The sequence below is a fragment of the Rhodospirillum rubrum ATCC 11170 genome, from assembly GCF_000013085.1.
GTDB classification, from domain to species: domain Bacteria; phylum Pseudomonadota; class Alphaproteobacteria; order Rhodospirillales; family Rhodospirillaceae; genus Rhodospirillum; species Rhodospirillum rubrum.
Map to the genome: position 1 here is coordinate 1,912,298 of NC_007643.1, position 19,356 is coordinate 1,931,653.

General features: G+C 64.7%; 24 protein-coding genes. 8 read left to right on the plus strand and 16 right to left on the minus strand.

Annotated features, from left to right (window positions below; genetic code table 11):
• The first annotated feature begins 35 nt into the window (after nucleotides 1-35).
• Together RRU_RS08395 and RRU_RS08400 are read left to right on the plus strand one after the other, a co-directional pair.
• Nucleotides 36-281 carry a hypothetical protein gene (locus RRU_RS08395; RefSeq protein WP_014626208.1) on the plus strand — a complete coding sequence of 82 codons (246 nt, stop codon included), beginning with the start codon at nucleotides 36-38 and terminating at the stop codon, nucleotides 279-281.
• A 209-nt stretch (nucleotides 282-490) separates the two neighbouring features.
• Nucleotides 491-1,006: a DUF2141 domain-containing protein gene (locus tag RRU_RS08400; RefSeq protein WP_011389310.1), complete on the plus strand. Its 516-nt coding sequence runs from the start codon at nucleotides 491-493 to the stop codon at nucleotides 1,004-1,006.
• Between the two features lie 24 nt (nucleotides 1,007-1,030).
• Here the strand turns inward: RRU_RS08400 and dusA are convergent, their stop codons facing one another.
• Nucleotides 1,031-2,077 (minus strand): tRNA dihydrouridine(20/20a) synthase DusA, encoded by a 1,047-nt coding sequence (gene dusA / locus RRU_RS08405; RefSeq protein ID WP_014626209.1) that lies wholly within the window; start codon nucleotides 2,075-2,077, stop codon nucleotides 1,031-1,033.
• Between the two features lie 628 nt (nucleotides 2,078-2,705).
• Between dusA and RRU_RS08410 the strand changes: the two genes are divergently transcribed.
• Nucleotides 2,706-3,476 (plus strand): Crp/Fnr family transcriptional regulator, encoded by a 771-nt coding sequence (locus tag RRU_RS08410; protein ID WP_014626211.1) that lies wholly within the window; start codon nucleotides 2,706-2,708, stop codon nucleotides 3,474-3,476.
• Between the two features lie 496 nt (nucleotides 3,477-3,972).
• On the opposite strand, the gene RRU_RS08415 is transcribed toward RRU_RS08410, so the two are convergent.
• Nucleotides 3,973-4,497 carry a glycine cleavage system protein R gene (locus RRU_RS08415; protein WP_011389313.1) on the minus strand — a complete coding sequence of 175 codons (525 nt, stop codon included), beginning with the start codon at nucleotides 4,495-4,497 and terminating at the stop codon, nucleotides 3,973-3,975.
• Nucleotides 4,498-4,841: 344 nt separating this feature from the next.
• On the opposite strand from RRU_RS08415, the gene RRU_RS08420 reads away from it, so the two are divergent.
• From RRU_RS08420 to RRU_RS08430, 3 genes are all read left to right on the plus strand, one after another.
• On the plus strand, nucleotides 4,842-5,285 hold the full coding sequence (locus tag RRU_RS08420; RefSeq protein WP_011389314.1) for a hypothetical protein: 444 nt from the start codon (nucleotides 4,842-4,844) through the stop codon (nucleotides 5,283-5,285).
• A gap of 195 nt (nucleotides 5,286-5,480) precedes the next feature.
• Nucleotides 5,481-6,248, plus strand: coding sequence for a Stf0 sulfotransferase family protein (locus tag RRU_RS08425; protein WP_011389315.1), 768 nt, complete (start codon nucleotides 5,481-5,483; stop codon nucleotides 6,246-6,248).
• An 18-nt stretch (nucleotides 6,249-6,266) separates the two neighbouring features.
• Entirely contained in the window at nucleotides 6,267-6,875 is a 609-nt protein-coding gene (locus RRU_RS08430) for a class I SAM-dependent methyltransferase (RefSeq protein ID WP_011389316.1), read from the plus strand.
• Between the two features lie 110 nt (nucleotides 6,876-6,985).
• Here RRU_RS08430 and RRU_RS08435 read toward each other — a convergent pair whose 3' ends face one another.
• From RRU_RS08435 to RRU_RS08445, 3 genes are all read right to left on the minus strand, one after another.
• The gene (locus RRU_RS08435) at nucleotides 6,986-7,321 is read right to left on the minus strand and encodes a DUF1318 domain-containing protein (protein ID WP_011389317.1); all 336 of its coding nucleotides are present in this window, start codon (nucleotides 7,319-7,321) and stop codon (nucleotides 6,986-6,988) included.
• A complete protein-coding gene (locus RRU_RS08440) occupies nucleotides 7,321-7,551 on the minus strand; it encodes a YnbE family lipoprotein (protein ID WP_011389318.1) in 231 nt (76 codons plus the stop codon). The genes RRU_RS08435 and RRU_RS08440 overlap by 1 nt, the downstream gene beginning before the upstream one ends.
• Nucleotides 7,552-7,640: 89 nt before the next feature.
• Nucleotides 7,641-9,542, minus strand: a complete 1,902-nt coding sequence (locus tag RRU_RS08445; RefSeq protein WP_011389319.1) for a YdbH domain-containing protein — start codon at nucleotides 9,540-9,542, stop codon at nucleotides 7,641-7,643.
• A 99-nt stretch (nucleotides 9,543-9,641) separates the two neighbouring features.
• On the opposite strand from RRU_RS08445, the gene RRU_RS08450 reads away from it, so the two are divergent.
• Both RRU_RS08450 and RRU_RS08455 read left to right on the plus strand, forming a co-directional pair.
• Nucleotides 9,642-10,250, plus strand: coding sequence for a Panacea domain-containing protein (locus RRU_RS08450; RefSeq protein ID WP_011389320.1), 609 nt, complete (start codon nucleotides 9,642-9,644; stop codon nucleotides 10,248-10,250).
• A gap of 111 nt (nucleotides 10,251-10,361) precedes the next feature.
• Nucleotides 10,362-10,784 (plus strand): hypothetical protein, encoded by a 423-nt coding sequence (locus tag RRU_RS08455; protein ID WP_011389321.1) that lies wholly within the window; start codon nucleotides 10,362-10,364, stop codon nucleotides 10,782-10,784.
• A 12-nt stretch (nucleotides 10,785-10,796) separates the two neighbouring features.
• Here the strand turns inward: RRU_RS08455 and RRU_RS08460 are convergent, their stop codons facing one another.
• From RRU_RS08460 to RRU_RS08510, 11 genes are all read right to left on the minus strand, one after another.
• On the minus strand, nucleotides 10,797-12,494 hold the full coding sequence (locus RRU_RS08460) for a Na(+)/H(+) antiporter subunit D (RefSeq protein ID WP_011389322.1): 1,698 nt from the start codon (nucleotides 12,492-12,494) through the stop codon (nucleotides 10,797-10,799).
• Nucleotides 12,484-12,723, minus strand: a complete 240-nt coding sequence (locus tag RRU_RS08465; protein ID WP_011389323.1) for a hypothetical protein — start codon at nucleotides 12,721-12,723, stop codon at nucleotides 12,484-12,486. The genes RRU_RS08460 and RRU_RS08465 overlap by 11 nt, the downstream gene beginning before the upstream one ends.
• The gene (locus RRU_RS08470; RefSeq protein ID WP_011389324.1) at nucleotides 12,720-14,192 is read right to left on the minus strand and encodes a proton-conducting transporter membrane subunit; all 1,473 of its coding nucleotides are present in this window, start codon (nucleotides 14,190-14,192) and stop codon (nucleotides 12,720-12,722) included. The genes RRU_RS08465 and RRU_RS08470 overlap by 4 nt, the downstream gene beginning before the upstream one ends.
• Entirely contained in the window at nucleotides 14,189-15,697 is a 1,509-nt protein-coding gene (locus RRU_RS08475) for a monovalent cation/H+ antiporter subunit D family protein (RefSeq protein ID WP_011389325.1), read from the minus strand. The genes RRU_RS08470 and RRU_RS08475 overlap by 4 nt, the downstream gene beginning before the upstream one ends.
• Nucleotides 15,694-16,059, minus strand: coding sequence for a cation:proton antiporter subunit C (locus RRU_RS08480; protein WP_011389326.1), 366 nt, complete (start codon nucleotides 16,057-16,059; stop codon nucleotides 15,694-15,696). Before RRU_RS08480 ends, RRU_RS08475 begins: the two co-directional genes overlap by 4 nt.
• A complete protein-coding gene (locus tag RRU_RS08485) occupies nucleotides 16,059-16,478 on the minus strand; it encodes a Na(+)/H(+) antiporter subunit B (protein WP_237703854.1) in 420 nt (139 codons plus the stop codon). Before RRU_RS08485 ends, RRU_RS08480 begins: the two co-directional genes overlap by 1 nt.
• Nucleotides 16,475-17,074, minus strand: coding sequence for a DUF4040 domain-containing protein (locus RRU_RS08490; RefSeq protein WP_011389328.1), 600 nt, complete (start codon nucleotides 17,072-17,074; stop codon nucleotides 16,475-16,477). The genes RRU_RS08485 and RRU_RS08490 overlap by 4 nt, the downstream gene beginning before the upstream one ends.
• Nucleotides 17,071-17,421, minus strand: a complete 351-nt coding sequence (gene mnhG / locus RRU_RS08495; protein ID WP_011389329.1) for a monovalent cation/H(+) antiporter subunit G — start codon at nucleotides 17,419-17,421, stop codon at nucleotides 17,071-17,073. Before mnhG ends, RRU_RS08490 begins: the two co-directional genes overlap by 4 nt.
• Entirely contained in the window at nucleotides 17,418-17,711 is a 294-nt protein-coding gene (locus RRU_RS08500; protein ID WP_011389330.1) for a monovalent cation/H+ antiporter complex subunit F, read from the minus strand. Before RRU_RS08500 ends, mnhG begins: the two co-directional genes overlap by 4 nt.
• Nucleotides 17,711-18,196 carry a Na+/H+ antiporter subunit E gene (locus tag RRU_RS08505; RefSeq protein WP_011389331.1) on the minus strand — a complete coding sequence of 162 codons (486 nt, stop codon included), beginning with the start codon at nucleotides 18,194-18,196 and terminating at the stop codon, nucleotides 17,711-17,713. The genes RRU_RS08500 and RRU_RS08505 overlap by 1 nt, the downstream gene beginning before the upstream one ends.
• Before the next feature lie 146 nt (nucleotides 18,197-18,342).
• A complete protein-coding gene (locus tag RRU_RS08510) occupies nucleotides 18,343-19,350 on the minus strand; it encodes an ABC transporter substrate-binding protein (RefSeq protein WP_011389332.1) in 1,008 nt (335 codons plus the stop codon).
• Between the last annotated feature and the right edge of the window lie 6 nt (nucleotides 19,351-19,356).

Here is a 19,356-nt window from a genome sequence, read left to right on the forward strand (position 1 = left end):
ATCGACGCGTCCTCCTTGCCCAAGGATATCTGGCTATGAGCGCGCCGTCCGACCCGCCCTTTGATTCCAAAACCGCCGCCGCCGTGGTGCTGGCCGGCAAGCGCGCCCAGGGGGGCGAGCGTCCGCCGCTGCGCCCCGGCGACCGCCGCTGCCAGCGCTGCGGCGCGACCTTTCGCTGGGATCGCTCCAGCCATGGCGACGGCTGGGTGATGCGTCTGGTCGGGGGATCGCAGCGCTGCGATTGCGGGTATGGCAAGCGCGGCGGTCCCGATGCCGATTAGGCCGACTTCTTTGGCGATCCGCGGCCAAATGCGGAAGATATTTTTCAATATCAATTGCTTAGGGATGAATATGTAAAGTTTTGTTTACGCGTGCCGCTTTCAACTTCGGCGCGGGGGCGACCTTGCGAGAGGGCGGGGGCGATGTTAAGTAAGGATTAAGTCCTTCCTTAATAAGGAAAACTTGGAAAGAGATCGAGGATTTCGTTTTGATGGGGCCTTACGGTATCTGGTCAACCTTGACGGCGGTGGTCACGCTTGTCGTGATGAATGGATCGCCAACCTGGGCGGAAGAGGCCATGGCGTTCTCGCCGGCCGAGCAATCGCAGGCGGTCGGCGCTCCGGCTTCGGCCCCCCGGCTGGGCTCTCTCACCCTGTCGATTTCCGGGCTGCGCTCGGATAAGGGAACGGTTCATGTGGCGCTTTATGATAGTCCCGACCATTTTCCGGCCAATGACGGAATGGTCAGCGTGCTGTCGATCCACCCCGCGAACCAGCGGGCCGAGGCGATCTTTGACGCCCTGCCGGCCGGGCATTATGCCATCGCCTTTTACCATGACGAAAACGCCAATGGCGTCTTCGATCGCGGCCTGCTGGGTGTTCCCTTGGAGGGCTTCGGGTTTTCGCGCGATGCCCGGGTGACCCTGAAGCCCCCCAGTTTTTCCGACGCCGCCCTGGGGTTGGAGGCCGGCCAGCAGCGGGCCATCGAAGCCAAGATGCGGTATTAGATTAGGGCAAGTCCCGACCGGTCTTCAGCTCTCGGCCTCGTCAAGGGCGGGGATATGGGCCAGGGCGTCGATCAGCACCTGGGCCGTGGCATCGGGGCGGACCCCGGCCTCGCCCAGGTGGCGGCGATAGGCCCGGGCCCCCGGTTGCCCGTGGAACAATCCCAGGATATGGCGGGTCAGCCGCTTCACCGGTTCGCCGCGCGCGGTCATGGCGTCTAGATAGGGCAGCAAGGCCAGGGCAACCTCGTGGCGCGAGGGCGCGGGCGTGGCCTCGCCAAAGATCAGGCCATCGGCCTGGGCCAGCATATAGGGCGTCTCATAGGCGGCGCGGCCGATCATCACCCCATCGACCGCCGGCGCCGCAGGGTCCCCTGACCCCAGATGGTCAAGCGCCTGGGTCAGCGTGGTGATGCCGCCGTTGAGAATAACCTCCAGCCCGGGAAAATCCGCCTTCAGCCGGTGGACGACATCGTGGCGCAAGGGCGGAATCTCGCGGTTTTCCTTGGGGCTGAGGCCCTTTAGCCACGCTTTGCGGGCATGGACGATGATCGTGGCGATGCCGCTTCGCGCCACCTGATCGACAAAGCCGACAAGCTGGTCATAGCTGTCGAGATCATCGATGCCGATGCGATGTTTGATCGTTACCGGCGCGTTTGACGCCTCGGCCATCGCCGACAGGCACTCGGCGACCAGGGCGGGATCGGCCATCAGGCAGGCGCCGAAGCGGCCGCTGCTCACCCGATCGGACGGACAGCCGACGTTGAGGTTGATCTCGGCGAAGCCAAAGGGCGCGGCTAGGCGCGTGGCCTCGGCCAGGGCCCGGGGATCGCTGCCGCCAAGCTGCAGGGCCAAAGGATGCTCGTCGGGGTGATGGTCCAGAAAGCGCCCGGGATCGGCGTGCAACAGGGCCTGGGCCGTGATCATTTCCGTATAGAGCAAGGTGCGCTTGGTGATCTGGCGCAAGAACCAGCGATCATGACGGTCGGTCCAGTCCATCATCGGGGCGACGGACAGCCGGCGGTCGGGCTGGGATCGGTCGGGCTGGGATCGGGGAGCGGGCGCGGAGACCATCACGGGCAGCCTTGGTCCTTGCGAAAAAACCGGCCCGACGGCCGTGTGGGGGAGGAGTCCCGGGGTCCACCTTTGGTCTGATGGCGCAGCCGATGGATCGGAAAAATATCGAGCTCGCTGCCGGCAGGCAAGGGCCTTGGCCGGGTGGGCCGGGGGGCGGTGGGCCTTCTCGGGCCACTTTCCGCGCCGTTCCAGGCGAAGACTCGGCGGCGGCGGCGGCCCTTGACGAATTGTTCCTGTTTTGTTCTTATCATGGATGTGGATCGGCCGTTTGGACTTTGGAGGATCGGGCATGGGATATGGTCGGATGGTGCGCGAACTTTGTGCCCTTGCCGCCTTGTTTTTCACCCTCTATGCCTGGACCGTGCTCGGTTCGGCGACCATCGTCTGACCCCTTGGCGGGGTCCAAGGCGCCTGACCCCTTGGCGGGGTCCCCGGCCTGACGGGGCCGGGGGAGTCGCAGGGCAGGGTTGCGGCGTGAAAGGGCTGAAGGGGTTTGACCTTTTCCCCGGCCTTCGCCACGATCGCCTCTTGGATCAAAACGATCCACCGGAGCGTTTTTCCGTTGGCCCGCCCGAGCGCTATCCGGGCGGGGTCTGGCGGCGAAGTGTGGGACCCGATGAGGACGATGGCGGAGAATGAACGATCCGGCTCCACGGCTGAGGATGACGAAGGGGGCGCGGTCGTGAGGGGCAGTCGGATCGATGCCGCCTGGAAAGGCCTTCCCGAGTGTCGGGCCTGCGGTATTCGCGATCTGGCGCTGTTCGCCGATCTCGAAGAGGCCGACTTCAAGCTTATCCACCTGCCGATCGAAGAACTGTCCTATGGCGCCGGGGCGGTTCTCTACAACGCCGGCGATCCGGCGCGGGCGGTGATGAGCCTGCGTGGCGGCTTGGTCAAGCTGGTGCAATATCTGGGGGATGGCTCGCAGCGCATCGTGCGGCTGGTGCGGCCGGGCGATTCCATCGGCCTGGAAGCCACCCTTCAGGACAGCTATGAACATACGGCGGTCTTCCTGCAGCCCGGAATGGTCTGCCGTATCCCGGTCGAGGTGGTGCGCCGCCTCAACGACGAGACCCCCCGGCTGCACCATCAGTTGATCACCCGCTGGCACCGCAGTCTGAAACAGGCCGATGACTGGTTGACCGGCCTGTCGACCGGCAACGCCCGCGCCCGGGTCGCCCGGCTTTTGCTCCATCTCCCCCGCGAGGCCACCGCCGACGGGACGCCGATCTGTGTGCTTTTCAGCCGCGAGGATCTGGGGGCCATGCTGGGGGTGACCACCGAGACGGCCAGTCGCATCATCGCCGAAATGAAGCGCAGCGGCGTGATAAATGAGCGCAAATTCAACCAGTTCGCTTGCGATGACGACGCATTACGCAGTTTGTCTGGTGAATAATCGGGCATTTCGCCTCTTTTTTTTGCACGGCAGGCATGATTTCGCTGCGGGAACGGTCATGCGCTGTGTCAATGCACAGACCCCGGTACCCTCCTAAGCTGTGGTCATCCGTAGTTGACCAGCCTTCAGGTAGGTCGCGCTGCGGGGGGCGGTGGGCGGCAATTCAACGGGGCGCGTCCGTCCGCCGCCCCTTAAGTAAGGAAATGTCCTTGAATCGTCGGTCCCAGGGCCGGGGTGCGGCCTTTTTGGCAAGGATATCAGTGTTTTTTTTGGGGTACGCCTAACCCATCACTCTTCAGAAGGAGGTCAGGGTCAAAGGAAGTCGGGTCCCATCATAGGGGATCCCCATGTGTCGAGCGCCCCACAGTGTGGTTTCTTCGTCACAAGTCCTTTCAAGGAGTCCTTTGTTTCTGCTTCGCTTTGGAGCGCCGTTCGGATCCATTCAGGGATCGGAGCGGCGCTCCCCATATCAGGGCCCCCTATGTCGGGGCCTTTTTCACAGGCGCTCGAAAGAGCACGACAGGCCGAGTTCCTCGGTGGTGTTCTTCACCGTTGCCAGACAGGCGATCTCGCGGTCATCGGCGATCCGCACCTCGAAGCGCATGGCATAGCGCAGGCCTGTGGCCTCGCTCAGGCGCTGGCTGTCAAGGCGAACGATCGAGGCGCCGTAATCGCCGAAGGCCTCGGCCAAACGGGTCAGCAGGCCCGGGCGATCCCCCCCCGACACGATCACCCTGTGGGTGATGGCATTGGCGCCGTCGCCCTCCTCGGGCAGACGGAAGCGGTCGATCCACAGATCGGCGCCCTCGAGTTCGGGCAGGGCGACCAGCGCCTCGCGCAGATCGGCTTCGGACAGGCTGTCGGGGGCGTCGCAAACGATGGTGAACTCGGCGGCCTTGCCCAGGGTGGCGAAACTGGTGTCGGCGAGATCGACCCCGAGGTCGAACAGCCGCCCGGCGACGGCGGCGACAAGGCCGGTGCGGTCGGGGCAGGACAGGGCGATACGCAAGGTGGTGGCCATAATCGGAAGCTCTCCTCGGGTTCGTCGGTGGCGGGGGCGCCGGTTCGCGGATTCGCGGGCGGGGAACCAGGGCGGCCCAGGGACGTTTTCCCCCATTGCCCGGGTTGAGCGCAAGAAGAAGACCCGGGAGGCGTTTTGGAAGGGCGACCGGGAGCGGGAAAAACGGCTCGGCCGACACCGGGGACGGCGAAGGGAGCGGGAATGCCCGCCCTGCTTGCCGGCAGTAATCTCCTTGTGACACCCGAAAGGAAAACGGTGGGTTTTTCGTCAAGCCTCTCCTATAGTCGGTATGTGGATAAAGTCATCGTCAGAGACCATCGGGCAAGTGGCAAGGGAGACTAGGGATGTCGGTCACCAACAAGGTGACAGGCGCGTCAAGCGCCTTCTCGGCGGCCGCCAATACCCGGCTGGGCGAGGGGATTCGCGCCGCCACGGCTTCCCAGTCCTTTGCGCCGGTCCTGGAAATCGCCGCGAGCGCCCAATCGGGCCCCGAGGAAAGCAGCCTGCGCAATAATGACTGGGGCGGAACGGGGGCCGAAGGCGATGTCGGCAAGGATACGTCCTCTCCGCTGCCCAATCTGCCGGTGCGCATGGGCTCGGTGTTGGCCTCCAACAGCTTTGCCCAGATCCTCTTCGACTTTCGCGTGCGCGAGCCCTCGCGCTCGGCCCTGCCGATACGAACCGCCAGCCGCGAGGGGACCGATGTCTATCAGTCCAATATCCGCGTGTTGGCCGCCCGTTTTTCCGGCGAAAAGACGACCGGAACCGTGGTCAACCGGTTCTATTGAGGCCGGACTGTCGACAAAGTCCAGGCGCGCCGCTCTGACAGGGTGAGAGGGGAACCAATCATCGTGTCCCACTCCGCTTCGCAGCGTGAGGGCGATTTGGCCTGTCGATGTTTTGGGCGCTGGTCCTGTCCCCCGTATTGCGGTATTGTCACTGTTTTTAGAGCAGTAAGGGGCGGGAAAGGACCGTCGCGGTCAATGATTGCAAGTTATATTATTTGCACGACCCCTAGAAGCGGCAGCACGCTTCTATGTAGGATTTTAGCCGCCACAGGAAAAACCGGCAATCCAGACTCTTTTTATCATAAAGCTGACTTCATGCACGAGTGGGCGGTCGAATGGGGGCTGCCTGATCGTGATACCCTGTCCAAGACGGAGTTCGCGCGCGCCTATTTGGCTGCGGCGCTAAAGGCGGGCAAAGCCGGAACGGACCTATTCGGCCTGCGGCTGCAAGCGCAGTATTTAGGGCTGTTGTCGGAAACGCTCGATCACCTTTATCCCGGCTTGCCTTCCGATGCCCATCGTTTCGAGCGGGCCTTTGGAAAAACTCTATACCTTCACCTCTCGCGTGCCGACAAGGTGGCGCAGGCTGTCTCCCTGCAAAAGGCGCAGCAGAGCGGGCTTTGGCATCTCCATGCCGATGGGACGGAGCTTGAGCGACTGACCCCCTCACAAACACCGCGTTATGATTTTCAGTCCCTGGATCGCCAAGTCAGGGCCCTTGAACGCGATGATGAGGCCTGGACCACGTGGTTCGACCGTCATCAAATCAATCCCCTTCGTGTCTCTTACGAGACTTTCGTCGATCAACCCGTTGAAACGGTGAGTGATATCTGTCGGGCGCTCGGCAAGGAGCCGCCGCAGGCGACGGCTGTCAGGATCGATCTCAAGAAGCTCTCTGATGAGGTTAATCTTGAGTGGATCGGCCGCTACAAAGAGGATTTGCTGGAATTTAGTCGAATCTAGCGTGAGGACGAAGGGATCATGACCGGCCGTCCTGAAGACTCGGTGATCGATATTTACCAGCGTCACGGCGCCGCGTGGGCCAAACTGCGTGGCGACCGCTTGGCGGAGGGGGGATGGCTCGATCGCTTTTGCGAACTGCTTCCCGCCACCGCAAGCGTGCTCGACATCGGCTGCGGTTCCGGCCTGCCGATCGCCCGCGAACTGGTTCGACGCGGCTTTGACGTGACGGGGGTGGACGGCGCTTCGACCATGCTCGCGCTGTTCCGGCGCAATCTGCCGGGGACACCGGCCCATCTCGCCGATATGCGAGAGCTCGCCTTAGGCCGCCGTTTCGACGGCTTGCTCGCGTGGGATAGCTTTTTCCACCTCTCGCCCGCTGATCAGCGGGCCATGTTCCGCCGTTTCCAAGCTCATGCCGCGGCCGGTGCTGCGCTGATGTTCACCAGTGGACCGGCCGAAGGGAGCGCGATTGGTGAATTGGCGGGCGATCGGCTTTACCACGGCAGCCTCGGCTCGGATGACTATCGCGCTTTGCTCGACGCCAGCGGCTTTGAGGGTGTCGATCACATCGTGGAAGACCCGACCTGCGGCTATCGCACCATCTGGCTGGCTCGCCAACGCCGGTGATCGGCTCGTGAGAGCGGCGTGCGTGAAATTGGGTCTCCGAACGCCGCTCTAAGATCTTGATAGTCAAGAAAATCGTCATCGCACTCTGGTTCAGAGTGCTCGGATTTACCCTAGCGGCAACTGCCGTGGCGTTCGCGCAGCTTCACGCCGCTGACCGCCTGCATCTCCAGCAGCGTCACCCCTTCCTTGCGGGCGGCCTCCTGATAGAGCCGCAGCCTTTGGCTGTTGGTGCTGTCGACCAGGGCCTTGACCTCGGGGGTGGGGGTGACGGCCTTGAGCAGGCCGTCGGCGCCCTCGCACACCTGACCGGCCGAGCGCGCCTGGTCAAGGCCGAGCGCCAGGGCCGGGGAGGCGCCAAGGATCCCCAGGCCGAGGACCAGGGTCACTCCGGCCAGGGCCTTGGACAGGGGGGGCAGCGACATGATCCGTTTCTTGACGGTGGTCATCAGAAGACTCCCGGATTCTGCTGGTGAAGATCTTCGACCTCGCGTTCAAGCCGGATCCGCACGTTCTGTTCGATCGTGACATTGAGATCGATGCGGATCGGCTTGTCCGGCGCCTCGATTTTGACCGTTGGCTGACAGGCGGCCAATCCGGCGACCAGGGCGCCGCAGAGCGCCAGCAGGGGAAACAGTCCTTGGGGGGGAAGGGGTCCGAGTCGTCGGGCCTTGATCATGCCGTCTCCATTTTTTGGGCCGATGAGCGCAACGCCGGCCGCCTAAGCCTACCCCCGATCCGCCGATGAGGACAAGCCGGGCGCTTCGATCAGCCGTCGCCCTCGATCTGGCGCAGGCTGTCCATGAACTGATCCATGTTCTCGCGGATGCGATCGGGGATGGCGTAGGTTTGCAGATTGCTGCGAACGAGCTGGGCCAGGGCGCCATTCAAAGTGACATTGAGATCAACGGGATAGCCGCCGTAAAGATCGGGATTGGCGCCCTGGACCCGCAGGCCCAACGTCAGCTTCGCCGAGGAGGCGCCGTTCACCGTCAGCCCTAGCGACTGGTAGTGAAAGTTATCCAGGGCCAGCAGCAGCAAGGCCACCCCCTGGTTGCCCTGGGCCAGGGTGGTCGGCGGCGAGGGCGGGCGGTAGCGCAGCAGCCCGGGGGCGTCGGAGGTGAGGGAGGCGTTGTCGATCCACACCCCGCCATCGGGTTCTAGACGCAGCGGCACTGTGCCGCTCAGGCTGCCTTCGGCGGTCAAGCCATCGAGTTTGACCAGGGCCGCCAGATCGGCCAGCCCAACCCGCTCGATGGTCAGCGGGATCGTCATCCTGCCCCCGGCCAACGGCACCCGCAAGGCCCCGGTCGAAACCCGGCCGCCGGCCAGGGTCAGGCTGGCGGTTTCCACCCGCAAGGCGCCCTTGCCATCGGGACGGTAGCGTACCGTCAACGCGGTCAAGGGCACGCCAAGATCGATGGCGGCGACGCTGGCGTCCTGGAGCGGCCCGGAGGGTGGCCAAAGCTGGTCCAGGCGCAGCACGCCGTTCAGGCCGCTAAGGGGAATTCCCTGAACGACGGCGTCGATATCCTTGAAAAGGATCTGAACATTTTCCGACACCCCTTTGTCATCCCAGGAAAGATCGCCTTTCGCCGCCAGGGTTCCGGCCACAGTGCCCAGGCCGTTCAAGACGCCATGAAGATCGCCCGGCTGCAGGGCCCCGGCCTTGAAGGTCATCGGCTTGGCCGCCAGTTTGATCTGGCCGGCGCTCGTATCGGGGGTCATCTCGCCCTTGACGACGACCGCCAGCCGCCCGCTTTTATCGTCCAGGCGGGCGGTGATCGGCAAACGCCCACCCTCGCCGGCCTGGGCATCGACGCTGAGGGCGAGCGTCAACGGCGCGCGGGGTTTTTCATCGCCGGGTAGGCGGGTGAGGCGGGCGGTCAGGGCGCCGCTTGGCCCCTGATCGGAAACCACCAAAGGCCCGCTCAGGCCATCGGCCTTGATATCGAGGCCCTCGATCTGGCCCGCCGTCAGCGCCAGGGTAAGCGGGACGGTGGCGCTTGGCGGGATCTGGCCGCTGACCATCCCCTCCACGCCGGTCAGGATCACCGGTCCGCCGGCGGTCAGGAGGCGGGCCTCGCTGAGCGTCGTCGCCAAGCCGTCGCCAACCACCGCGCCGCTGAGGCGATTCCAGCTCAGCGGACCCGAGACCTTCAGCCCGATGTCTTCGACCACCAGCCCGCCGGCCGCCCTGGGGAGCGCGTCTCCCTCGGCCGGGGGGGCGTCATCGCTACCGAAGACAAGGCGATCAAGGTGGAGGTCGGCGGCCACCCGGGCGGTGATCTGGCCGCCGCTCCAGCCAAGGTCCTCGGCCCGCGCCGATCCGCGCAGCGGCCCAACCCCGGCCGTGGGCCAGCCAAGGCTGGTCACGTCGTCCAGGGTCAGGCTGTCGATCCGCCCGCCGATCAGCCCCTGGGGAGTGAAGGCGGCTTCAAGCGTGGCGATGGTGGTCTGGCCACCCTCAAGGCGGACCCCGCTGGCGGTCAGGCCGGTCGCGCCGAGATGAAGGCTTTGGGCTTCGATCAGCGGCAGGCCGAAAGCGGGCAGGCGATCGCGCAGGATCCACAGCGCCAATTGGTCGCGCCCGGCCAGAACGCCGGTCACCGCGCCCAGGCCGATCAGGCCGAGGCCGGCGAGCGGAAGAAGCAGGCGCCTTCGTGACATCTTTGGGAGATCCTTTCTCGTGCGCTATGATGGATCCCTTCCGGGGGCGGCGCCGCCCGCCGGGCTTCTCCCACTTTCGCATAGGATTGGGCGCTTTCCATGGCTTCGACGCGGCCGCCTTTGGTGGAAACCACGTTCGATGTGGCCAATTGGTTCATCGATCGGGCGCTGAACGATAACGAATATCTGCAGCCCCAGAAGCTGCATCGGCTGATGTTTCTGGCCCAGGCCTATTTCGCCGTGGCCAATAATGGTCAACGGCTGATGCCGGCGATTTTCATCGCCGATGCGGTGGGGCCGCTCGAGCCCAATATCTATCGGGCCTTTGAAACCCAGAAGGCCTGGATCACCCAGGAGAAGATGCCCGAAAAGGCCACCTTGTTCCTGGATAATATCTGGCGGCGCTTTGGCGGGCATTCGGCCGAGCATCTAAGCAAGGTCATCCGCAAGCATCCGCCCTATGCCGAGGCCTTCGCCGAGCATCCGCGCAGCGTCATCACCGAGGAGGCGATGGTGGCCTTCTATGGCAATATCCGCGTTGACGGCCCGGCCGGCCAGCGCACCGCCGGCGGCGTGGCCCATAGCGCCGATGCACCGGCCCTGGAAACCGTTTTGCGCCCCCGGGTCATGCGCTCGCATAAGGGTAAGCCGGTCAACGTCATGCCCTGGATGCCGCGCAAGGGCCCGCCGCGCGATGACAACCAATAGGCCAAAGCCGAACGGCTAAGCCAAAAGGATTGCTTTGGCCTGCGAACAGGCTTGCGCCGGCCCCGGCCTTGGCCCACCCTTGGTTTTCCCTTCTGACAGGATGCCCGCCCGATGTGCGCCGCCCCTTCTCCCAGGCCCCCGCGTCACGCCCAGGCGCTCCTGGTTCTGGTCTGCTGCCTTGTCGGCGGCCCGGCGGCCCTGGCCGCCGACAGCCTGGAAACCACCCGGCGCTATGGCACGGGAACGGCGCCTTACCGGCAGGTTGGCGATTTGCGCAAGGACCTTTCGGTGCTGTGTCGGCGCGGCCAATTCAATCAGGTCAAGATCGATGGGCTTTATATCGGCTATCGCGGCAAGGACGCGGCGGGCAAGCCGATCGAAGGCGGCAAGACGATCACCGGCATCGCCAAGAAGGGCTATAACCTTTTCGATCCGCAGAACAAGGCCGAAGACAACGTGACCTACCACTTCCACAACGACACGCTGTCGAATTGCCTGGTTTTCGAGGCCAAGCCGCCGCCGCCCGGCCCCTGATCCTTATCGGGTTCAGGGGTGGCCGAGGGCGGCGAAGATCAGATAGGCGCCCAGCAGACCGAGGATGACCGCCACCGAGCGTCCGGTCGGCCAGGGTCGGCCGAACGACCCGTCGGGGCCATGGCTGCGCGCCACCACGCCCGTCACCGCCTTGACCCCGGCCAGGGCCTGGGCGGTGAGCGCCGCGCCAAGGCGGTTGGCCGGCGGGGCGAGGGCGCGCAGCAGATCGGGCAGCAGCCGGCGATAGAGCCAGTCGATATCCAGGCTGAGCGTGCGGGTGCGCTTCATCAACGGCAGCAGCACGAAAAACGCCAGACCGGCGAACAGCAGCAATTGGAATTGGCTGACCAGATGGTCGGCCGTATAGGGCTGATAGTCTGTCGGCGCCGGCAGCAGGGCATAGAGGGCTCCGGGGAAAACGCCAAGGCCGATGCAGGCCGCCGCCAGCAAGATCATCGCCGCGCGCATGGAGGCCGGCGGATCGGCCGGGCGCAGGCCGCTGTCTTTCTGGAAGAAGACGAACCACGGAAACTTGATGCCAGCATGCAGGAACACCCCGGCGCTCGCCGCCTGCAGCAGGGCCCAGACCCAGACCAGATGCTGGTCGGCCGCCCCTTGAGCGATCATCGATTTGCTGACGAAGCCGCTGGTGAAGGGAAAGGCCGAGATCGCCAGGGCGCCGATGATGCCGCAGACCGTGGTGATCGGCATCGAGCGGTAGAGCCCGCCAAGTTCGGTGCATTTGCGTTTGCCGCCGGTCATCATCAGCACTGATCCGGCACTCATCAGCAACAGGGCCTTGTAAAGGATATGGGCGAAGGCATGGGCGGCGGCGCCGTTCAGGGCCATATCGGTGCCGATGCCGACGGCGCAGACCATGAACCCCACCTGATTGACGATGGAATAGCTGAGGATGCGCCGCATGTCGTTTTCAAGCAGGGCGTAAAGGATGCCGTAGAACACCATCGCCAGCCCGATCCAGATCAGCAGCTCGGTGCCCGGAAAGCCCTTGATCAGCACCATCACCGCCGTTTTGGTGGTGAAGGCCGACAGGAAAACGCTGCCCGAGAACGAGCCTTCGGGATAGGCGTCGGCGATCCAGGCCGAGAACGGCGGGGCGCCGGCATTGACCAGAACGCCGATCAGGATCAGCCAATTGGCCGGGCTGTCGAGCGTCATCGCCGTGACATCGAGACTGCCGCCGCCGATCGCGTGACCGGCGATCCCGGCCATCAGCACCGCCCCGCCAAACAGATGCATCAGGGCGTAGCGCATCCCGGCCTTGGCCGCCGCCGGCTGGTCCGACGACCAGATGACCAGGGTCGAGGCGACGGCCATGATCTCCCAAAACACGAACAGGCTGATCAGATCGCCGGCCAGGGCGCAGCCGACGGCGCCTCCGGCATAGACCAGGGCGGCGGCGCGTTCGAGGACGCGGGGCTGCTTGAGGGCGAAGAGGCCGCCGGCGAAGGCCATCAGTGAAAACACGCTGGCAAACAGCCGGCCCACCGCATCGCCGCGGACGGGTTCAAGCACCAGATCCAGGAAGCGCACCAGCATCATCGGCCCATCGGCGATCTGCCAGACCGCCCACAGGGTGGCCAGCGGCAGGAAGACCATCAGGGGGTCCTGGGCGCGCTTGGGCAGCAGGGGCAGCATCAGCCCGCCCAGGATCATCAGCAGGGCCGGCGGCAGGGCCTCAATCGCCATAGTACTCTTCCCCGCGCTTAAGAACGCTGCCCAAAAGCTTGGCGATGGCCACCAGCACGACGCAGGCGAGGAAGCCGAACCAAGCGTTGAAGGCGAAAAGGCCATCGAAGCCGAAATGGCCGGCGTGGCCGACCGGCACCTCGGCCAGAACGCTCAGCGCCAGGGCGATCAGGCCGAGGATCCACAGGCGGGTCATCGGACGGGTCATCGGACGGCGGGGGGGGATCATGGGCCGACTCCGGCAAGCTGGCGGGCAAGGGTGAAGGGCAGCCCGGGCAGGAAGAACAGCGCCAGCGTGCCAAAGGCCGTCAAACACAGCGCCGCCACCATCAGCGGCGGAGCCTCGGCGATCTTGGCTCCGGCTTCGCCCGGCGGGGGCTTGAGAAAGGCCGTATGCAGGATCGGCAGGAAATAGGCGGCGTTAAGCACCGTCGAGGCGATCAGCACGGCGACCACCCCCCAGGTCTGCCCCTGGAAGGCGGCCGAGAAGATCCCCCATTTCGACAGGAAACCGGCGGTCGGCGGCAGGCCGATCATCGACAGGCTGGCGACGGCGAAGGCGCCCATGGTCCAGGGCATGGCGCGGCCGATGCCGGCGAACTGGCTAACGCTGTCCTTATGGGTGGCGGTGTGGATGGCCCCGGCGGCGAAGAACAAGGTGATCTTGCCAAAGGCGTGGACGACGATATGCAGGCCAGCGGCCAGCACGCCGAGCGGCGAGAACAGCGACAGCGCCATCACCACATAGGCCAATTGGCTGATCGTCGAATAGGCCAGCCGCCGTTTCAGATTGTCCTGACGCAGGGCGATGAGCGACGCCAGGATGACGCTGATCCCGGCCACCCAGGTCAGCCAGCCGGTCCAGGAACTGGCCGCCAGCAGGTCGATGCCGAAGATCGAGATCACTACCTTGGCGATGGTGAAAACCCCGGCCTTGACCACCGCCACCGCGTGCAGCAGGGCGCTGACCGGGGTGGGGGCCACCATGGCGGCGGGCAGCCAGCGGTGGAACGGCATCAGGGCGGCCTTGGCCGTGCCGAAAACGAACAAGGCCAACAACAGGCCGACCAGCGGGCCATCGATCCGCCCGGCCAGGATGCCGCCGGGCTGGAAATCCATCCGTCCGGCCAAGCTATGGGTCAGGATGATGGCAACCAGCAGCAGACCGATCGAGGGGACGAGCAGCATTCCCATATAGATCCGCCCGGCGCGCACGGCCTGGGCCGTGCCCTGATGGGTGATCAGCGGATAGGTCGAAAGCGTCAGCGCCTCGTAAAACAAGAACAGCGTGAACAGGTTGCCCGCCAGGGCGATGCCCAGGGTGCAGGCGATGGCCAAGGCGAAATAGGCATGGAAGCGCGGTTGATGGGCCTCGTGGTTGGCCCGCAGATAAGCGATGGAATAGAGCCCGGCGGGAATCCACAGGGCGGCGGCGACCAGGGCGAACAGCAGGCCGAGCGGATCAAGGGTGAAGACAAGGGGAATGGTGTCCATCACCGAAAGCATCACCAGCGTCGGGCGCCCGCCGGCCAGAACCGTCGGGGTCAAGGCGGCGACCTGGGCAAAGGTAAGCAGGGCGGCGATCACGCCGATGGCCTCGCCCAGGCGCGGGCGCTTGGCGTTCAAGGCGATCACCAGGGTGGCGGCCAGCGGCGTGGCAAGGATCCAGGCCAGCGACAGGGCGGGGGCGGCGCTCATGAGGGGAGTCCCATCAGGGCCGACGCCGCGCGTTTGGCCAGCCCCAGGGTCCAGGTGGTGTTCAGGCCAAAGCCGATATTGGCCAGGGCGGCGATCCACAGGGGCGCCAGCATCATGGCCGGCGCCTCTTGGGGGGCAGAGGGGGCGCCAGAGGGGGACTCGGCGGGCGAGGGGCGGAAATAGGCGGCCTCGATCACCTTGCCGACATAGACGACCGCCAGCAGGGAACTGGCGATCAGGGCGGCGACCGCCAGCCACCAGCCCTCGGCGATGGCGCTCTGCGCCAGCTGCCATTTGCTGATGAAGCCGGCGGTGCCGGGGATGCCGATCAGCGACAGCCCGCCGATGACGAAGGCGGCCATCGTCCACGGCATGCGCCGGCCGATGCCGGCCATATCGGCGATCTCGACCGAGCCGATGCGCAGGAAGACGCAGCCCAGGGCCATGAACAAGCTGGCCTTGATCAGGGCGTGGTTGAGCATATGAACAAGGCCGCCGGCGACGCCATCAAGGCTGAACAGGCTAAGGCCAAGCACCATGACGCCAATTTGCGAGACCGAGGAATAGGCCAGCAAACGTTTGGCGTCGCTTTGGAAAATGGCGCTGAACGACCCGCTGAGGATGGCTGCCAGCGCCAGAACCATCACCATCTCGCGCGCACTGACCGGGCCGGGCAGCAGGTTGGCCGAAAAAGCCGGGGCCAGCACGCCCAGAAACAGCCGGACCATGACATAAAAGGCGACCTTGGTCGACGTCGCCGCCAGAAAGGCGCCAACGGCGCTTGGCGCATAGCTGTAGGCGGCGGGAAGCCATTTATGCAGCGGAAACAGCGCCAACTTCAGCGACAGCCCGACCCCTAAGAACACCACCCCGGCCACCGCCGTGCGGCTATGGGCGACGGCGGGCAATCTTTGGGCGAGATCGTTCATGTTGAGCGTGCCGGTCATCATGTACAAAAAGCCGATGCCGATGACGTAGAAGGTCGCCCCCACCGTGCCCAGGATCAGATAATGATAGGCAGCGTAAAGGGCCCGGCGATCGCGGCCGAGGGCGACCAGGGCATAGGACGACAGGCTTGATATCTCAAGGAAAACGAACAAGTTGAAGGCGTCGCCGGTGATCGCCATGCCCAAAAGCCCGGTCAGGCAGAGCAAGAACAGGCAATAGGCCAGGGTATGGTGGCCGGGGTCGATTTCCGCGGCGAAACTGGCGCGGGCATAAACGATCACCAAACTGGCGGTGGCGGTGACCAGAACCAGAACCAGTGCGCTCAGCAGATCGACATGCAGTTCGATCCCCCAGGGCGGCGACCAATCGCCAAGGTGATAGGCGCTGGGCCCGTGGGTCAAAACCCCGGCCAGCAGGCCAACCGCCATCGTCAAGGTGGTCAAGGCGATCAGCAGCGCCCAGGCCCAGCACAAACCGGGGCGGCGCAGCAGGATGCACACCGGCGCCGCCATCAGCGGCACGACGACCTGCAAGATCGGCAGATGGGTGGGTATCATCGGCCCATCCCGGTGAGGCTCTGGCCGATCTCGTCTTCCTCGATGGTGCCGAAGGCTTCCTTGATGCGCACCACCAGGGCCAGCCCGAGGGCGGTGGTGGCGACGCCGACGACGATGGCCGTCAGCATCAGCACGCTTGGCAAGGGATTGGAATAAAGCGAGAAATCCGCATCGAGGATCGGCGCCGTACCACCTTCGATCTTGCCCATCGAGACATAGAGCATGATCGTCGAGGCCTGGAAGATGTTCAGCCCGATGATCTTCTTGACCAGATTGCCCCGGGCGATGACCCCATAGAGGCCGATCATCATCAAAACAATAAAAAGCCAATAGTTATAGTGGCTTGCGATCTCATTCCACATTATCGGCCGCGCCCCGCGAAACTAAGGAAAAGGGCGACCATCACCGAACAGACGGTCATCCCCACGCCCAGTTCGACCAGCAAGATCCCCAGATGCTGGCCATGGACCCGGTCGTGGGCGAGCACCCCGTAATCAAGGAAGGAGCCGCCGGCCAGCAAGGCGGCGACGCCCACCCCGGCATAGATCAAAACGCCGAGGGCAGCCAGCGACAGCACCAGGGCCGGCGGCACGACGGCGCGCAGGGCCTCCAGCCCATAAATCAGGCCATAGAGGATGAGGGCGACGGCGAACAGCACGCCGGCCTGGAAGCCGCCGCCGGGGCCGTAATCCCCATGGAACTGGACATACAGCGCAAACAGCAGGATCGGCGGGATAAGGATCTTGGCCGTGGTCCGCAGAATGGAATTCCGGCGCATCATTCGCCTCCCGGAGCGGTCTTGGGCGGGGGGGCTTCCTTGCGCTTGCGGCGGAAGGGGGCGAGCAGCGGCGCCCCGCCAAGAAGGACGACGACCGCCATGCCGGCGGTGAAGATCACCGTGGTTTCCCCCAGGGTATCAAAGCCGCGGTAGCTGGCCAGAACGCTGGTGACAATATTGGGCATGCCGATTTCGCGGCCGCTTTCGGCGATGTAATGGTCGGCGACATGGTGATGGATGGGCGCCGCCGGATCGCCGAAGGCCGGCATGTCGAGGGTCGCCCAGATCAGCATGGCGCCCGTCAGAAGAACCGTGACCAGGGCCGGCCAATTGGCCCGGCGGACCGGCTTTTCCCGATTGCCGACCAGCGAGATCGTTCCCAGAAACAAGACGGTGGTGATCCCCGCGCCGACCGAGGCCTCGGTGAAGGCGACATCCACGGCGTCGAGCAGGGTGAAGATCCCCGCCGACAACAGGCTGAAAATCCCCGAGAGCATGGCGACGGGAAACAGATCGCGGCCCTTGAGCATGGCCAGCGCCGTGGCGGCCAAACAGGCGAACATCGCGATATCGATCCATAACCCCGGGTCGTCGATCATGGCCGATCCTGCTCCAGCCGGCTGGCCCATAGCCCCGAGCGGTCGTCGCAGCCCAGCGGCCACAACCCGCCGCGCAGGGCCGATCCGGCCAGGGCATGGCTGGAAACCGGCCCGGTCAGCGCCAGAAAGACCATTACCAAAGCCAATTTGACCGTGCCCAGGGTCAAACCCGATTGCACCATCATGGCGCCGATCATCATGCCCGCCCCCAGGGTGTCGACCAAGCTGGCGGCGTGCAGGCGGGTGTAAAGGTCGGGCATGCGCAGCACGCCGATGGCGCCGATGATCAAAAAGGCGCCGCCGATGGTAAAGCCCAGCCAGCTGATCAGATCAAAAACAAGGCTCATGGCCGGCGATCCCCCTCGTCCGTGGTGGCCGAAGGACCGGCGAGATTGCCGAATTTGTGGAATTTCACGATGGCGATCAGGCCTGCGAAATTGATCAGGGCATAGACCAGAGCGATGTCGATGAAATCGGGCCGTCCGCTGAGGAAGCCGAGAACCCCGATCAACAGCACGGTCTTGGTGCCGATCATATTGGCCGCCAGGATGCGGTCATAGACCGTCGGCCCACGAAAGGCGCGCACCAGCACCAGGGCGATGGCGACCAGAATGGCAAGGGTTGCGGCAATGAACATCAGGGCGCCCCGCGGCCATCAAGGGCGGCGACCCGGCGCCCCATCTCGCCGGTCATCAGATCATCGATGCCGGCGGCGCAGAGCCCGTGGACCAGCACCGCGCCATCGTCGAGATCAAGCGACAGGGTGCCCGGGGTCAGGGTGATGGAATTGGCCAAGATCACCTGACCGATGGCGGTTTTCGGCGCGGCGGGAATGGCGGCCAGGGTGGGGCTGATAGACAGCTTGGGTGACAGCACGATCCGCGCCACGGTTATCGCCGACAGCACGACCTGCCACGCCAGCCAGGGCAGATAGGTGATCAGGCCGGGGATCTGGCGAAGGGGAACCCCTTCGGCATCAACAATACCCATGCGCAATGAAAGAGCGACAACAGCCCCAACCGAAAGCAAACCAAACCCCAGAAGGAGCGGATCATGCCAATAGCCGGAAAGTAGAAGCCACAATAGGGAAAGGCTCGCGGCGAGCGCGACAGTCCTTTTCACATCCGATCCCCCTCATCGACTTATCTCTTTGGTACGGCTTTGCGCCGCTCCGTCGATTTTGGCGACACTATAGGCGCGGGTCGCTCGGGCCGACAACCCCTAAAGGAAGGGGGGGACCCGAAAGGATCGAGTCCCCCGGAACGGGCTCAGAGGCCGGGTTCGATGGCGTAGGAGGCCAAAGGCGGCACGGTCTTGATCAGGCCGCGGGACTGAAGAAAGCCGGCGAAGCGGGCATAGCGCCGCTCGTCCAGGGCGCCCGGGGTCATCGAGAACCGGGCGACCGTATCGATCCAGGCGCGGTGGTTCAGCTCGTCGTCAAGATCGGGGGAATGGGCCTTGAACAGGGTCCAGGCCTCTTCGGGGTGATTGACGATGTAATGGGTGCCCCGTTCCACCGCGTCGAGGAAGGCGACCAGGCGGGGATCGCCTTTGAGGGCGATATTGGTGACGAACACCAGTTCGTCATAAAGCGGCACCCCATGTTCTTCGGGATAGAAGGCGGTGCCGGGATGGCCGGCCAGATCCATCTGATTAAGCTCGAAATTGCGGAAGGGGCCGATCACCGCGTCGACCTGCCCCGAGATCACCGCCGGCGACAGCGAGAAATTGACATTGACCAGGGTCACCTCGTCGGCCTTGACCCCGGCGTTGTCGAGCATGGCGCCAAGCAGGGCGTCTTCGAAGCCGCCAACGGAAAAGCCCACCTTGCGGCCCTTGAGATCGGCCACGGATTTGATCGGCCCGTCCTTGAGCACGACAAGGCAGTTGAGCGGCGTGGCGACCAGCGTGCCAAAGCGCATCAGCGGCAAGCCTTCGGCCACCTGCATCACCAATTGCGGCTGATAGCCGACGGCGATATCGGCCTTGCCGGCGGCGACCAGCTTGGGCGGATCATTGGGGTCGGCCGGGGCCACCAGATCGACCTCGAGGCCGGCGTCCTTGAAGTAGCCCAGGTCCTGGGCGACGATCAGCGGCCCGTGGTCGGGATTGATGAACCAGTCGAGCAGGACCGACACCTTGGCCGGGGCCGGCTTATCCTCGGCCCGCGCCGCGGCGATCGGGCCGGCGAGGGTATGAACGAGGGCGCAAACCAGGGCGATGACGAGACCGCGAGAAACCCGCGAAGGGAAGGCCGCTTGGCGAAGGCAAGGCATGATCGC

Excerpts from the sequence above, each read along its gene's own strand:
- RRU_RS08430 (WP_011389316.1), top strand. The coding sequence starts at position 6,267 with ATGACCGGCCGTCCTGAAGACTCGGTGATCGATATTTACCAGCGTCAC.
- RRU_RS08450 (WP_011389320.1), top strand. The coding sequence starts at position 9,642 with ATGGCTTCGACGCGGCCGCCTTTGGTGGAAACCACGTTCGATGTGGCC.
- RRU_RS08470 (WP_011389324.1), bottom strand. The coding sequence starts at position 14,192 with ATGAGCGCCGCCCCCGCCCTGTCGCTGGCCTGGATCCTTGCCACGCCG.
- RRU_RS08440 (WP_011389318.1), bottom strand. The coding sequence starts at position 7,551 with ATGATCAAGGCCCGACGACTCGGACCCCTTCCCCCCCAAGGACTGTTT.
- RRU_RS08510 (WP_011389332.1), bottom strand. The coding sequence starts at position 19,350 with ATGCCTTGCCTTCGCCAAGCGGCCTTCCCTTCGCGGGTTTCTCGCGGT.
- RRU_RS08475 (WP_011389325.1), bottom strand. The coding sequence starts at position 15,697 with ATGATACCCACCCATCTGCCGATCTTGCAGGTCGTCGTGCCGCTGATG.
- RRU_RS08420 (WP_011389314.1), top strand. The coding sequence starts at position 4,842 with ATGTCGGTCACCAACAAGGTGACAGGCGCGTCAAGCGCCTTCTCGGCG.
- RRU_RS08400 (WP_011389310.1), top strand. The coding sequence starts at position 491 with ATGGGGCCTTACGGTATCTGGTCAACCTTGACGGCGGTGGTCACGCTT.
- RRU_RS08485 (WP_237703854.1), bottom strand. The coding sequence starts at position 16,478 with ATGATGCGCCGGAATTCCATTCTGCGGACCACGGCCAAGATCCTTATC.
- mnhG (WP_011389329.1), bottom strand. The coding sequence starts at position 17,421 with ATGAGCCTTGTTTTTGATCTGATCAGCTGGCTGGGCTTTACCATCGGC.
- RRU_RS08465 (WP_011389323.1), bottom strand. The coding sequence starts at position 12,723 with ATGATCCCCCCCCGCCGTCCGATGACCCGTCCGATGACCCGCCTGTGG.
- RRU_RS08415 (WP_011389313.1), bottom strand. The coding sequence starts at position 4,497 with ATGGCCACCACCTTGCGTATCGCCCTGTCCTGCCCCGACCGCACCGGC.
- RRU_RS08425 (WP_011389315.1), top strand. The coding sequence starts at position 5,481 with ATGATTGCAAGTTATATTATTTGCACGACCCCTAGAAGCGGCAGCACG.
- RRU_RS08480 (WP_011389326.1), bottom strand. The coding sequence starts at position 16,059 with ATGTGGAATGAGATCGCAAGCCACTATAACTATTGGCTTTTTATTGTT.
- RRU_RS08445 (WP_011389319.1), bottom strand. The coding sequence starts at position 9,542 with ATGTCACGAAGGCGCCTGCTTCTTCCGCTCGCCGGCCTCGGCCTGATC.
- RRU_RS08500 (WP_011389330.1), bottom strand. The coding sequence starts at position 17,711 with ATGTTCATTGCCGCAACCCTTGCCATTCTGGTCGCCATCGCCCTGGTG.
- RRU_RS08395 (WP_014626208.1), top strand. The coding sequence starts at position 36 with ATGAGCGCGCCGTCCGACCCGCCCTTTGATTCCAAAACCGCCGCCGCC.
- RRU_RS08460 (WP_011389322.1), bottom strand. The coding sequence starts at position 12,494 with ATGGCGATTGAGGCCCTGCCGCCGGCCCTGCTGATGATCCTGGGCGGG.
- dusA (WP_014626209.1), bottom strand. The coding sequence starts at position 2,077 with ATGGTCTCCGCGCCCGCTCCCCGATCCCAGCCCGACCGATCCCAGCCC.
- RRU_RS08410 (WP_014626211.1), top strand. The coding sequence starts at position 2,706 with ATGGCGGAGAATGAACGATCCGGCTCCACGGCTGAGGATGACGAAGGG.
- RRU_RS08435 (WP_011389317.1), bottom strand. The coding sequence starts at position 7,321 with ATGACCACCGTCAAGAAACGGATCATGTCGCTGCCCCCCCTGTCCAAG.
- RRU_RS08490 (WP_011389328.1), bottom strand. The coding sequence starts at position 17,074 with ATGATCGACGACCCGGGGTTATGGATCGATATCGCGATGTTCGCCTGT.
- RRU_RS08455 (WP_011389321.1), top strand. The coding sequence starts at position 10,362 with ATGTGCGCCGCCCCTTCTCCCAGGCCCCCGCGTCACGCCCAGGCGCTC.